General features: G+C 66.7%; 11 protein-coding genes. 2 read left to right on the forward strand and 9 right to left on the reverse strand.

Features of this window, described 5'->3' with window-relative positions:
* Window positions 1-117: 117 nt before the first annotated feature.
* The 5 genes from pstB to pstS (ACZ9YD_RS04240) all read right to left on the reverse strand — a co-directional run bounded on the left by pstB (window position 118) and on the right by pstS (ACZ9YD_RS04240) (window position 5,935).
* The gene (pstB, locus tag ACZ9YD_RS04220) at window positions 118-972 is read right to left on the reverse strand and encodes a phosphate ABC transporter ATP-binding protein PstB (protein ID WP_232136124.1); all 855 of its coding nucleotides are present in this window, start codon (window positions 970-972) and stop codon (window positions 118-120) included.
* Window positions 965-1,855: a phosphate ABC transporter permease PstA gene (pstA, locus tag ACZ9YD_RS04225; protein WP_465073907.1), complete on the reverse strand. Its 891-nt coding sequence runs from the start codon at window positions 1,853-1,855 to the stop codon at window positions 965-967. Before pstA ends, pstB begins: the two co-directional genes overlap by 8 nt.
* The gene (gene pstC, locus ACZ9YD_RS04230; protein ID WP_232136122.1) at window positions 1,855-2,829 is read right to left on the reverse strand and encodes a phosphate ABC transporter permease subunit PstC; all 975 of its coding nucleotides are present in this window, start codon (window positions 2,827-2,829) and stop codon (window positions 1,855-1,857) included. Before pstC ends, pstA begins: the two co-directional genes overlap by 1 nt.
* Window positions 2,830-3,065: 236 nt before the next feature.
* Window positions 3,066-4,160: a phosphate ABC transporter substrate-binding protein PstS gene (pstS, locus tag ACZ9YD_RS04235; RefSeq protein ID WP_465073908.1), complete on the reverse strand. Its 1,095-nt coding sequence runs from the start codon at window positions 4,158-4,160 to the stop codon at window positions 3,066-3,068.
* Between the two features lie 740 nt (window positions 4,161-4,900).
* Window positions 4,901-5,935 (reverse strand): phosphate ABC transporter substrate-binding protein PstS, encoded by a 1,035-nt coding sequence (gene pstS, locus ACZ9YD_RS04240; protein ID WP_465073909.1) that lies wholly within the window; start codon window positions 5,933-5,935, stop codon window positions 4,901-4,903.
* A 288-nt stretch (window positions 5,936-6,223) separates the two neighbouring features.
* Here pstS (ACZ9YD_RS04240) and ACZ9YD_RS04245 point away from each other — a divergent pair, with 288 nt between their 5' ends.
* Entirely contained in the window at window positions 6,224-7,528 is a 1,305-nt protein-coding gene (locus tag ACZ9YD_RS04245) for a porin (RefSeq protein ID WP_465073910.1), read from the forward strand.
* A gap of 291 nt (window positions 7,529-7,819) precedes the next feature.
* On the opposite strand, the gene ACZ9YD_RS04250 is transcribed toward ACZ9YD_RS04245, so the two are convergent.
* Entirely contained in the window at window positions 7,820-9,052 is a 1,233-nt protein-coding gene (locus ACZ9YD_RS04250) for a dipeptidase (protein WP_465073911.1), read from the reverse strand.
* A gap of 290 nt (window positions 9,053-9,342) precedes the next feature.
* Here ACZ9YD_RS04250 and ACZ9YD_RS04255 point away from each other — a divergent pair, with 290 nt between their 5' ends.
* The gene (locus tag ACZ9YD_RS04255) at window positions 9,343-10,911 is read left to right on the forward strand and encodes a M28 family metallopeptidase (protein ID WP_465074673.1); all 1,569 of its coding nucleotides are present in this window, start codon (window positions 9,343-9,345) and stop codon (window positions 10,909-10,911) included.
* Window positions 10,912-11,078: 167 nt separating this feature from the next.
* Here the strand turns inward: ACZ9YD_RS04255 and nth are convergent, their stop codons facing one another.
* Genes nth through ACZ9YD_RS04270 form a run of 3 tightly spaced genes read right to left on the reverse strand, consistent with a single transcriptional unit; the run spans window position 11,079 to window position 12,954 of the window.
* Complete coding sequence (nth, locus tag ACZ9YD_RS04260; RefSeq protein WP_465073912.1) at window positions 11,079-11,720, reverse strand: endonuclease III; 642 nt, start codon at window positions 11,718-11,720, stop codon at window positions 11,079-11,081.
* A 44-nt stretch (window positions 11,721-11,764) separates the two neighbouring features.
* Complete coding sequence (locus ACZ9YD_RS04265; RefSeq protein WP_465073913.1) at window positions 11,765-12,157, reverse strand: hypothetical protein; 393 nt, start codon at window positions 12,155-12,157, stop codon at window positions 11,765-11,767.
* A gap of 14 nt (window positions 12,158-12,171) precedes the next feature.
* Window positions 12,172-12,954, reverse strand: coding sequence for an enoyl-CoA hydratase-related protein (locus ACZ9YD_RS04270; RefSeq protein ID WP_465073914.1), 783 nt, complete (start codon window positions 12,952-12,954; stop codon window positions 12,172-12,174).
* Between the last annotated feature and the right edge of the window lie 17 nt (window positions 12,955-12,971).

Genomic DNA, 12,971 nt, shown 5'->3' on the forward strand with positions numbered 1-12,971 from the left:
GATGTGCGATTGGGAGCTTGGGTCAACTGCGAACCGGCAGATTGCGCCCGTCCGGCCACGCGCAGCGCGCGTGGCGTTCGGCAGGCCGCGCGGCAATGCCGCGCAAGCTGGCCTGCCTCACCCAAATCGACCGGTGATGTAGTCCTCGGTCTGCTGCTTCGAGGGATTGGAGAAGATCGTCTCGGTGGTGTCGTGTTCGATCAGATCGCCCAGATACATGAAGGCGGTGAAGTCCGAAACGCGGGCCGCCTGCTGCATGTTGTGGGTCACGATGACGATCGTATAATCGACCTTGAGCTCCTCGACCAGCTGCTCGATGCGGCTGGTGGAGATCGGATCGAGCGCCGACGTCGGCTCGTCGAGCAGCAGTACGTCCGGGCGCAGGGCGACGGCGCGTGCGATGCACAGGCGCTGCTGCTGGCCACCGGACAGGCCCAGTGCGTTCTGGTTGAGCTTGTCCTTGACCTCGGTCCACAGCGCGGCCTGGGTCAGCGCCTGCTCGACGCGCACGTTGAGTTCGGCCTTCGACAGCTTCTCGTGGTGTCGGATCGCGTAGGCGACGTTCTCGAAGATCGTCATCGGGAACGGCACCGGCTTCTGGAACACCATGCCGACCTTCGAACGCAGACGGTTCATCGGGTACTTCGGCGCGAGGATGTTCTCGCCGTCGAGCAGCAGTTCGCCGCTCGCGGTCATCTTCGGATACAGCGCGTAGATGCGGTTGAAGATGCGCAGCAGCGTCGACTTGCCGCAGCCCGACGGGCCGATCAATGCGGTCACGCGCTTCTCGGGAATCTCGAGCTCGATGTTCTTGAGCGCGTGAAAATCGCCGTAGTGGAAGTTCAGCCCGCGCGCGGCGATCTTGACCGGCGTCGGCGCCAGTTGCGTGCGCGCATGCGTCGCGAGCTGGATGCGCTGCGACGGAGCGGTGTGGAGATCGTTCATGGACGGGTCCAGGCTGAGATTAGTCATGGGAGATCTTGTTGCGCAGCAGGATGGCGCGGGCGCCCAGGCTGACCAGCAACACGAAACAGGTGAGCACCAACGCGCCGGCCCAGGCCAGCTGCTGCCAGGACTCGTACGGGCTGCCGGCGTACTGGTACATCACCACCGGCACGCTCGCCATCGGCTGCATGATGTTGTTGTTCCAGTACTGGTTGCCGAACGCGGTGAACAGCAGCGGTGCGGTTTCGCCGGAGATGCGCGCCAGCGCGAGCAGCACACCGGTGACGATGCCGGCCGAAGCACTGCGGTAGAGCACCTGCACGACGACCTTCCACAGCGGAACGCCGAGCGACAGCGCGGCCTCGCGCATCTGCGTGGGCACCAGCTGCAGCATTTCGTCGGTCGTGCGCACGACCACCGGCAACACGATGAAGGCCAGTGCGATCGCGCCGGCCAGCGCCGAGAAGCGGCCGCCGGTCGTCATCACGAACGCGGTGTAGACGAACAGGCCCAGCACGATCGACGGCGCCGACAGCAGGATGTCGTTGATGAAACGCACGACCACGCCGGCCTTGCGGGCGCGGCCGAACTCGGAGAGCCAGGTGCCGGCGGCCACGCCGAGCGGTGTGCCGATCGCGATCGCCAGGCCGCACATCACCGCGCTGCCGAAGAAGGCGTTGAGCAGACCGCCCTCGACCATCGGCGGCGGGGTCATCTGGGTGAACAGCGCCGGATTGACGCCGCCGGCGGCCTTGGAGATCAGCGTCCAAAGAATCCAGCCGAGGAAGAACAGACCGAATGCGGCGGTGAGGCAGCCCATCGCGACGGCGACGCCGTTCTGGATGCGACGACGCGCATAGAGACGGTCGGCGACCTGGCGCTCGCGTTCGGTGACGGTGGCGACGGCCATTACTTGCCCTCCTTGCGGGCCAGCTGCATCAGCATCAGGCGGGCGATGGCCAGCACGACGAAGGTGACGATGAAGAGCACGAAGCCGAGCAGCAGCAGCGCTGAACGGTAGGTCTCGGTGGCTTCACCGAAGTCGTTGGCGATCAGCGCGGCGATCGTGGTGCCGGGTTCGAGCAGCGACGGCGTCAGGCGCACCGAGTTACCGATCACGAAGGCGACCGCCATCGTCTCGCCGAGTGCACGACCGAGGCCGAGGAACACGCCACCGATCACGGCCGAGCGCGTGTAGGGCAACACGATGTCCCAGCTGACTTCCCACTTCGTCGCGCCGAGCGCGTAGGCCGATTCCTTCAGGCGCGTGGGCACGGTCAGGAACACTTCGCGCATGACCGCCGAGATGAAGGGGATGACCATGATCGCGAGCACGAAGCCGGCGGTCAGCGTGCCGATGCCCAGCGGCGGGCCGCGGAACAGCACGCCCAGATACGGCACTTCGCCGAGCGTGTCGTTGAGCCACGGCGTGATGTAGGTGGTCATCACCGGCACGAGCACAAACAGGCCCCACATGCCGTAGATGATCGAGGGAATGCCCGCGAGCAGTTCGATCGCGGTGCCGACCGGCCCGCGCAACCAGCGCGGCGCGACCTCGGTCAGGAAGAAGGCGATGCCGAAGCTCACCGGCACGGCGATCACCATCGCGATCAGCGCGGTGACGATGGTGCCGACGATCGGTGCGAGTGCGCCGTAGCGGTTCTCGACCGGATTCCAGTCGGCGGTGGTGAAGAACGACAGGCCCTGCGACGAGAGGGCATCGCGGCCGCCCCAGAGCATCGACAGCGCGGCGCCGGCGAGCGCCAGCATCACGAAGACGACGGTGGCGGTCAGGACGATCTTGAACAGACGATCGGCACGCGCATCGCGGATATCGCGTTTGCTCGGAGCCGGTGGCGCGGCGTGGAGGGTGGCGGCGTTCATGGGAAGTCCGGAGGAGGAGAGCCGCGAAGCGGTGTGGATCCGTCATTCCGGCGGAAACCGGAATGACCTTGTTCCGTCATTCCCGCGTAGGCGGGGAGACGCTTTTCAACAGCCGAATGGCTGGTCATCCAGGGACGTTCGTGATCGTCGCGCTCGGATCGGAAGTCGCTGGATCCCGGCCGGCGCCGGGATGACGATCCGTATCCGCGCCCGCTTGCGCGGGCGCGGACGGAACATCACTTGAACTCGGCTGCCCAGTAGGCCTCGATCTGCTGCACCAGCTCGGCCGGCAGCGGCACGTAATGCAGCTCGCTGGCCTGCGCCTGCCCCGACTCGAACGCCCACTTGAAGAAGTCGCGCGCGGCCTGGCTGCGTGCTGCGTCCTTCGGCTGCTTGTGCATCAGCATGAAGTTGGTCGCGGTGATCGGCCACGCGTCCGGACCGGGCGCATTGGTGATGACCAGGTTGAAGTCCTGCGCGCTCGCCCAGTCAGCGGTCGCGGCCGCGGCAGCGAAGCTTTCCTCGCTCGGCTGCACCCAGTTACCGGCCGCGTTCTGCAGCGAGGCGTACGGCATGTTGTTCTGCAGTGCGTAGGCCAGCTCGACGTAACCGATCGAACCCTTGATCTGCTGCACGTACGAGGCGACGCCTTCGTTGCCCTTTCCACCCACGCCCGACGGCCACTGCACCGAGGTGCCTTCGCCGACGGTCGACTTCCACGACTCGCTGACCTTCGACAGGTAGTTGGAGAAGTTGAACGTGGTGCCCGAACCGTCCGAGCGGTGAACGATGCTGATCTTGCCGGCCGGCAGGGTCACGCCGGGGTTGAGCGCGGCGATCGCCGGGTCGTTCCACGTGGCGACCTTGCCGAGGAAGATGTCCGCCAGCAGCGAACCGGTCAGCTTCAGCTGGCCCGGCTGCAGGCCGTCGACGTTGAGCACCGGCACCACGCCGCCGATCGCCGACGGGAACTGACCCAGGCCAGCGGCCTGCAGCTCGGCGCTGTCGAGCGGCTTGTCCGACGAACCGAAGTCCACCGTGCCGGCCTTGATCTGCGCGATACCGCCGCCCGAACCGATCGACTGGTAATTGACCTTGTTGCCGGTGGCGGCGTTGTAGTCGGCCGACCACTTCGACACCAGCGGGAAAATGAACGATGCACCGGCGCCCGAGATCTCGGCAGCGACGCGGTCGCCAGCCGGCTGTGCGGCGCCCGGAGCACCGTCGGCGGCCTGGCCGGCCGGCGCGTCCGCGCTGTTGCCACCGCAGGCGGCGAGGAAGATGAGCGAGGACAGCGCGAGGGCACCGATCCGGATCGTCTGACGGGACATGCGTGGCTCCAATTGAGTACGGCAACGCAGGGCGTCGCCTCGGTCCGCACATGAAATGATGTTTTTGTTACAGCCGTATGACGCGTGCCATCTCGATGAATGACAGCTGCACCGGGTGGGCGTCATGGGGGTGGGGTGCCGGGAGGTCGCGGGAAGGACATCGATGGCTCACGGGGGGTTGACGGTGAGGGCGTGCGATCCGCGAGCCTCATGGAGATGGGAATTGCGGCGGGTCGAAGAGCGCAGACGACCAGCACCTCTCCCTCTGGGAGAGGTCGACGCGCGATGCGCGTCGGGTGAGGGTTGAGGTGACGCGCTGAAAGTGGACTCGGACGCCGCCCTTCACTCGAAGCCTTCCGTCGTTTCAGCTGCGCGAGGTCCGGTCCAAAGAGATCAGGCACTGCGCGAGCGTCGGCCCTCAGCCCAACCCCTCTCCCCAAGTGAGAGGGGCTTTACCCGGGCGCGCCGACCTATGTGCAAGTGGGCACCTGAGAGCCTGCCCCCGACTTGATCCGGGGTCGACGCGCATCGCGCGCTGGGTGAGGGCCGGATGGACGTACGACCTGGCCGGCGCAGAAACGCACCCCTGCGCTTTTCCGCGAGCGCACCCTCACCCAAACCCCCGTTTCGCCAGAAACAAAAAAAACGGGCCCGAAGGCCCGCGGAGGAAAACTGGGAGAGCGATCTGTTCTGGCATCACGTCCGACCGGCGCGTCGTTGGGCGCGCCGGTCGGCCTGCATCAGTAGCGGGCGTTCTCGGCCCAGTAGCGCTCGATCTGCTGCACCAGCGGGGCGGGCAGCGGGACGTAGCCCAGTGCGCGTGCCTGCTCGCCGCCGTTGGCGTACACCCAGCGGAAGAAGTCCTGGGCGTTCTTGGCGCCGGCGCGGTTGCGCGGCTGGCGGTGCATCAGGATGAAGTTGGTCGCGGTGATCGGCCAGGAGTTCTCGCCCGGTGCGTTCGTCATGACCAGGTAGAAATCGCGGCTCGCACCCCAGTTGGCGCTGGCGGCGGCGGCCGAGAAGGTTTCTTCGCTCGGATTGACGAAGTTGCCGGCGGCGTTCTGCAGACGCGAATAGGCGAGGCGGTTCTGCACCGCGTACGACAGTTCGACGTAGCCGATGCCGCCCTTGATCTGCTTCACGTAGGCGGCGACGCCTTCGTTGCCCTTGCCGCCGATGCCGACCGGCCACTTGACCGTCGTGCCTTCGCCGACGCCGTTCTTCCAGTCCGGGCTCACCTTGGACAGATAGTTGACGAAGTTGAAGGTGGTGCCCGAACCGTCCGAGCGATGCACGACGGTGATGCGCGCGTCGGGCAGGGTGATGCCACCGTTGAGCGCGACGATTGCCGGGTCGTTCCAGCGGGTGATCTTGCCGAGGAAGATGTTGGCCAGCGTCGTGCCATCGAGCTTCATCGCGCCGGCGGCCACGCCTTCGACGTTGAGGATCGGCACCACACCGCCGATGACCGACGGGAACTGGACCAGGCCGGACTTGGCGAGGTCTTCCGGCGGCAGCGGGGCGTCGGACGAGCCGAAGTCAACGGTGCCGGCCTTGATCTGGGCGATGCCGCCACCCGAGCCGATCGACTGGTAGTTGATCTGCTTGTTGGTGGCAGCGTTGTAGTCGGCCGACCAGCGGGTCATGGCCGGATAGACGAACGATGCGCCTGCGCCGGTCACGTCGTTGGCCATGGCGGGCGCGGCGAACGTGGTCGCCAGCAGCGTGGTCGACAGCGCGACAGCCGCGACACGGTTCTTGAGCAGTGCGTACATGGGGTTCCCTGGAGTGTTGGACGGCCTGTGTCGCCGCGAGGCGTATTCAACGCAGCGCGCATGACATTCCCGCGACAGCGCCGTGACCGGTCGATGACGTGCGGTGCAGCACCTGCACACGGGTCGCAGACGCTGTCACCGGACTGTCATCCAGATGCCATCGCAGTGTCAGCAAATCTGCGCAGTCTGCCCACCGTCGCTAACGAGCGCTTAACGCCACGACGGTCGGAGCCGGCGCGGCCTGCGTGCGACGGGCGATCCACACCTCACTCTCCACGGGAATCCACCATGCGTCATTCCATTCTGGCCGCGTCCGTCGCACTCGCTGTCGCGTCCGTCTCGTTCTCCGCCGCCGCCCAGAGCCAAAACCGGGAGTCAGAGGTCGCCGCGCTGCGCGCCCAGCTGGCCGAAATGCAGGCCAAGATCGACGCACTCGAAGTCCGCACCGATGCGCAGTCCGACATCAACATCGGCACGCAGGAAAGCCTGGACAAGATGGCGACGACGATGCCGGTCGTCGACACCAAAGGTGGCCTGAAGGTCACATCCGCCGACAAGAAGTTCGAATTCTCGGCCGGCGGCCGCATCCACTTCGACGCTTACGCGTTCGACCGCGACGAAGCCTCGACCACCGGCACCACCGAGTTCCGCCGCGCGCGCATCACGCTGCAGGGCAAGGCCTACGGCTGGGATTACAAGTTCGAACAGGACTTCGCGGCCGGCAGCGGCCTCGACGGGTTCCGCGACGTCTACATCGCCAAGTCGGCGCTGGGCGGCAAGTTCACCATCGGTCACTTCAAGCCGTACCGCTCGATGGAAGAGCTGACCAGCTCCAACGAAATCCTGATGATGGAGCGTCCGTTCGCATCGGCGACCGGTCTGTTCAGCGGCCGCCAGTTCCAGCAGGGCGTGGGCTACCTGCGTGCCGACGGCAACTACACCGCGGGCGTTTCGGTGTTCAACCTGCGCAGTGCGTCGGGCAGCCGCAACGAGGGCGTCGGCGCTGCCGGCCGCTTCACGTTCGCGCCGATCAATACCGAAGACAGCACGCTGCACTTCGGTGGCTGGGCCAGCCAGGAGAACGCGAACCGGGGCTCGGCCGACCTGAGCTTCGCCGCCAACTACGCCGGCCGTCGTGGCCCGTCGCAGACCATCGCCACGACCACCGGTGCCAGCAGCAACCAGGTCACCGCGGTGGGCGTGGAAGCCGCCGGCTCGTTCGGCCCGCTGTTCTTCCAGGGCGAGTACGCCAACGCCACGTTCAATCAGCCGCTCGGCCCCGACCAGGACGTCGCCACGTGGTACGTGCAGGGCAGCTGGCTGCTCAACGGCGGCCACAAGGCCTACAAGCCGGCGAACGGCATCTTCGCGTCGCCCAAGGTGGCCGACAAGGGTCTGTGGGAACTCACCGCGCGCTACGACACGGTCGAGAACAAGGACATCAGCAACATGGATGTCAGCAGCTGGATCGTCGGCATGAACTACTACGTCAATCCGAGCCTGCGCTTCATGTTCAACTACATCAAGGGTGACAACACCTTCACCGGCGACGAGACCGGCCAGTACGCGCTACGTACGCAGTTCTCGTTCTGATCGAAGCGATTGGATGAAAGAAAGAAAGCCCGCGGCGCAAGCCGCGGGCTTTTTCGTTGCCGGACGCGAACTTCGTGACCGCCGCGGACGTGTGCGACGCCACGAATGTTCAAAGCCCGCCCCCGCGTGGCGGGGGGAGGGTTGGGTGGGGGCGAAACGTCAGTTCGAGTCATCGCGCATCGCGCGCGAATTCCGCCCACGCCCTGATGTTTCGAGATCCGACCGTTCGCCCCCATCCCCGCCTTCGACCCGTGAAGGGCCCAATGCCCCGCGTGCGGGGGAAGGAGCAGTTCAGCGCGCCGTCTGCGCGCCAGTGTCTGCCACTGCCTGCGCTTCCCGGATGACGCGCAACAGATTCCCGCTCCACATCGCCTCGATCTGCGCCTCGGTGTAACCGGCATCGAGCAGCCGCGCAGTGATCTTCGGCAGATCCGACACATCCTCCAGACCGACCACACCACCGCCACCGTCCCAGTCCGCACCGAAGCCGACATGCTCGGGTCCGGCGACTTCGATGATGTGCAGGATATGCGCGAAATAATCATCGAGCGTGGCCTTCTTCAGACCATGCTTCGTATCCAGTTCGCCGCGCAAGCGATCGAACTGCGCGTAGTTGGCTTCGCTCAGATTCGCGCGGCCGCCGAAGCGCTCGTACAACGCGCGCAGATCGCTCTGGTAGGCCGGCGTCGCGCCGGTGTCGATCAGATAGCTGCCCAGCGAGTTCACCAGGATCACGCCGCCGTGTTCGGCCAGGGTGCGGATGCGCGCATCGTCGATATTGCGCGGGTGTTCGTGGACCGCGTCCGCACCGGTATGGCTGAGGATGATCGGCGCCTTCGACAGCGCGATCAGCTGGTCGAACACGGCATCCGACGCGTGCGAATGATCGAGCACGATGCCCAGCCGGTTCGCCTCGGCGACGAGCGCGCGGCCCTTGTCGCTGAGCCCGTTCCATTCCGGCGGCGTACTCGCTGAATCCGCGAAATCGTTGTTCGACGTGTGCACCAGTCCGAGCACGCGCACGCCGAGGCGGTGATACAGCGCGAGCAGCGAGGGATCGGCGCTGAGCGGCGACGCATTCTCGATGCTGATATAGACCACGCGCTTGCCGGCGTCGCGGATGCGCGCGGCGGCGTCGGCGGTAAGCGCGAGTTCGAAGATGTCGGGATGCGCGGCCAGCAGTTCGCGGATTTCGACCAGCCGCACCAGACCCGCGTCACGCGCCGCGCGATCGTCTTCGGGTGTTCGCCCGCGCTGGCCGGTGTAGATCACCCACAGGCCGCCGTCGAGCCCGCCTTCGATCATCTTCGGTAGATCGACCTGGCTGGCGGTCGGCGGCGTGTCGTTGCGCTGCAGGATGTCCCAGCCGTCGCGGCCGAAGAAACTCGGCGTGTCGAGATGGCTGTCGAGGGTGAGGATGCGTTCGTGCAGGGCGCGTGCTTTGGTGGAGACGGTGTCGTCGGCCAGCGCGGGCGCGCAGGAGAGCGACAGGGCGAGGGCGAGACCGGACAGCAGTGGTTTCATGCGGGCGCGTCGGTGATGGGTCCGCCCCGATGGTCGCATCCCGCGCCACCGCGGTGCATGCAGCGACGGACTGGCGACATGCCCGGGCCGCGCGGTCAAGTGCCGTCGTGCACCGCTCCTGCGGCGCGGGCAGCGGGTAGCATGGGCGGCCGCGCCGCGGGAGACGGTGCCGACCACCGGTCCGCCGTGCATCGCGGGCCATCGTTCCGATTTTTCCGGGGAGTTCCGTGAGCAAGCCGCAATCCAACCGTATCCGCCTGCTGCAGGCGGCACTGGCCACCGTCGTCCTCGTGCCGTGCCTGACCTTCGCGCAGGCGGTCGAGCCGGTCGATCTCGATGTGGTCGCGCAGATCCGCCACGAAGCCTTCAACCGCTCGCAGGTTGCAGCCAACCTCAAGGAACTGACCGAGACCATCGGTCCGCGTCTGACCAACTCGCCGGCCTACGTGCGCTCCAGCGAGTGGGCGCGCGGCAAGCTGACCGGCTACGGCCTGACCGAAGTGCGCGACGAGGTCTACGACGAGGCCTTCGGCCGCGGCTGGGAATTCCGCGCCTCGCGCGTCGAACTGCTGACCCCGCGTGAACTGCCCATCCACGCACTGCCCAAGGCGTGGACGCCGGGGACCGATGGCCCGGTCGAAGGCGAGCTGGTGCGTGCGACGTTCAAGACTGTCGAAGACATCGAGAAGCAGCGCGGCAAGCTCGCCGGCAAGATCGTGCTGCTCGACGAAGCGCGCGCCTACAAGCCCGCCGACAAGCCCGACTTCCGTCGCCACACCGAGGAAGACCTCGGCGAGCTGCAGACCTTCCCGGTGCCGCAGGACCGCGATCCCGAAGCGCAGAACAAGCGCCTCGACGAGTACCGCAAGCGCCAGGAGCTGGTGCGCGCGCTCAACACGTTCTTTGCCGAGGAAGGCGTGCTGGCGACGCTGTCGATCAGCTCCTGGGACAACGGCATCGTCCGCGTGATGGGCGGCGGCGGCCGCAAGGCCGGCGATCCCGAAGGCGTGCCGGACCTCGTCGTCGCGGCCGAGCACTACAACCAGCTGGTGCGCGCTGTCGACAACAAGCAGGCGCCGCGTCTGCGCGTGGACGTGCAGGCACGTTTCACCAGCGAGACCGATCTGCCGGCGACCAACACCTTCGCCGAACTGCGCGGCAGCTCGAAGGCGAACGAGACGGTGATCATCGGCGCGCATCTCGATTCCTGGCACACCGGCACCGGCGCGGCCGACAACGGCGCGGGCGTGGTCGTGATGATGGAAGCCATGCGCATTCTGAAAGCGATCGACGCGCGCCCGAAGCGCACGATCCGCATCGCGCTGTGGGGCGGTGAAGAGCAGGGCCTGCATGGCTCAGCCGGCTATGTCGCGAAGTATCTGGCCGACTGGCCGGCGCCGACCGATCCCGAGCAGATCGCATTGCCGCGTGCGTTCCAGCGCGGCACCGGCCCGCTGCAACGCCGTGCCGGTTACGACCGTTTTTCGACCTACTTCAACTTCGACAACGGCACCGGCCGCATCCGCGGCATCTACGCGCAGGAAAACCACGCGGCAGTCCCGGTGTTCCGCGCGTGGCTCGAACCGTTTGCCGATCTCGGCGCGACGGTCGTGACCACACGCAACACCGGCAGCACCGACCACATCTCGTTCGACCGCGTCGGTCTGCCGGGCTTCCAGTTCGTACAGGATCCGGCCGACTACTTCAGCCACGTGCACCACACGCATCTCGACACGTACGATCACGTGGTGCCGGACGACCTGAAGCAGGCCGCGGCGATCATCGCCTCGTTTGCGTACCACGCCGCCATGCGCGACGAGCGCCTGCCGCGTAAGCCGTTTAGCGAGCGGGATGAGTGATTCGATAGAGCGGGTTGATGCGCCTATCCGGAAACTCTGTTCCGTCGCCCCAGCGAAGGCTGGGGCCCATTTTGATCTGGGGCATTACAGCGAAGATGGATCCCAGCTTGACCAGACGTTCGTCTGTTGAGCCGCTGGGATGACGAATGAAGCTTCAGGGGGAGCGACTAAGCGCTCCCCACCGTCTTGTCCTTGAACCGGCAGAGATCCCGCACCACGCACCTCGGGCAATCCGGCTTGCGCGCCTTGCACGTGTAGCGCCCATGCAGGATCAGCCAGTGGTGCGCGCCCAGCAGGAATTCTTTAGGCACGACGCGCATCAGCCGGTCCTCGACCACGCGCACGTCCTTGCCCGGTGCGAGACCGGTGCGATTCGACACGCGGAAGATATGCGTGTCCACCGCGATCGCCGGTTCGCCGAAGACGGTATTGAGCACGACGTTCGCGGTCTTGCGGCCGACGCCCGGCAAGGCTTCGAGCGCAGCGCGGTCGTTCGGCACCATGCCGCGGTGCTGCTCGACGAGGATGCGGCAAGCCGCGATGACATTCTTCGCCTTCGCGTTGAACAGGCCGATCGTCGAGATGTGGCGTTTGAGCGCGTCCTCACCGAGATCGAGAATCGCCTGCGGCGTGTTCGCGACCGGATACAGCCGGCGCGTGGCCTTGTTGACGCCGACGTCGGTCGCCTGCGCCGATAGGATCACCGCGATCAGCAGTTCGAACGGCGAGGTGTATTCGAGTTCGGTCGTCGGCTCGGGATCGATCTCGCGCAGGCGCGACAGGAATTCGTAGATCTCGGCGCGCGTCATCGTCGGGCCGCGCCGTTTCGGCGCAGCAGTATGTGTCGAGGTGCTCACGGCGTGCCGCCTGCCGCGCGTGCCTTGGCGCGGGCGAGAATCGCTGCGGCGTTCGACGGCAGCGCGGGACGCGCCGGTGCGGCGTCGGCAATTGCCGGCGGCGGGGCGGGGACACGTCGCGCGGCCTCGCGCTCCTCGGCGCGGCGGGCGAGTCGCGCGTTGCGTGCGTCGAAGCGCGCGCGTGCGTCCCACGCGGCACGCAGCCGTGCACGCGTCGAAAGCAGCAACGCGCGCGCTTGCGAATCGAGCACGTCGGCGCAGGCGTCCGGCCACGCCCCCATCAGGCCGACATCGATTGCGGCATCGACATCGTCGTCGCGCAGCAGCGCGACAAGACGTTCGAGCGTGTCGGGGGATGGGGTGCTGGCGTCGGGCTGGCGGTGCGGCATGGCGTGCGGGCGACTCAGCGGTTCTTGAACTCGGGCTTGCGGCGTTCGAGGAAGGCGCGCGTGCCTTCGCGCATGTCCTCGGTCGCGAACATCAGGCCGAACTGAGCCGCTTCGAACGCGAGCCCTTCGCCGATCGCACTTTCGCCACCGGTATTGATGCAGTCGAGCACGCCGCGCAATGCGAGCGGGGCGGCGTTCGCCAGCTGTTCTGCAAGCGCCATCGTCTGCGCCTGCAGCTCGGCGGCAGGCGCGATGCGGTTGACGATCCCGAGCGCGAGCGCACGCTCGGCGTTGACCGGCGCGCCGGTCAGGCACAGTTCCAGCGTGGCCGCGCGGCCGGCCAGACGCAGCAGGCGCTGGGTGCCGCCGAAGCCCGGAATCAGGCCGAGATTCACCTCCGGCTGCCCGACCTTGGCGGTGTCGGCGGCGATACGCAGATGGCAGCACATCGCCAGTTCCAGCCCACCGCCCAGCGCGAAGCCGTTGACCATCGCGATCACCGGCTTGGGCAGGGTTTCGACCCGGCGCATCATCGCCTGGCCGCGCAACGCGAAATCGCGGCCTTCGACGGGGCGTAGATCGGCCATCTCGGCGATGTCCGCACCGGCGACGAACGCTTTGGGGCCGGCGCCGGTCAACACGACGACGCGCACCGCATCGTCCGCTGCGGCGTCGTCGAACGCGTGATGCAGCGCATCGAGCGTGGCCGAATTCAAGGCGTTCAGCTTGTCGGGGCGGTTTACCGTGATGACGCGCACGGCGCCTTCGTCTTGGATCAGCAGCGGGGATTCGGACATGGAGACTCCAGGCGCAA

The organism is Luteimonas sp. AC640a, assembly GCF_979256585.1.

Coding starts and splice junctions, on each gene's coding strand:
- pstB (WP_232136124.1), bottom strand. CDS start 972: ATGACTAATCTCAGCCTGGACCCGTCCATGAACGATCTCCACACCGCT.
- pstA (WP_465073907.1), bottom strand. CDS start 1,855: ATGGCCGTCGCCACCGTCACCGAACGCGAGCGCCAGGTCGCCGACCGT.
- pstC (WP_232136122.1), bottom strand. CDS start 2,829: ATGAACGCCGCCACCCTCCACGCCGCGCCACCGGCTCCGAGCAAACGC.
- pstS (WP_465073908.1), bottom strand. CDS start 4,160: ATGTCCCGTCAGACGATCCGGATCGGTGCCCTCGCGCTGTCCTCGCTC.
- pstS (WP_465073909.1), bottom strand. CDS start 5,935: ATGTACGCACTGCTCAAGAACCGTGTCGCGGCTGTCGCGCTGTCGACC.
- ACZ9YD_RS04245 (WP_465073910.1), top strand. CDS start 6,224: ATGCGTCATTCCATTCTGGCCGCGTCCGTCGCACTCGCTGTCGCGTCC.
- ACZ9YD_RS04250 (WP_465073911.1), bottom strand. CDS start 9,052: ATGAAACCACTGCTGTCCGGTCTCGCCCTCGCCCTGTCGCTCTCCTGC.
- nth (WP_465073912.1), bottom strand. CDS start 11,720: ATGACGCGCGCCGAGATCTACGAATTCCTGTCGCGCCTGCGCGAGATC.
- ACZ9YD_RS04265 (WP_465073913.1), bottom strand. CDS start 12,157: ATGCCGCACCGCCAGCCCGACGCCAGCACCCCATCCCCCGACACGCTC.
- ACZ9YD_RS04270 (WP_465073914.1), bottom strand. CDS start 12,954: ATGTCCGAATCCCCGCTGCTGATCCAAGACGAAGGCGCCGTGCGCGTC.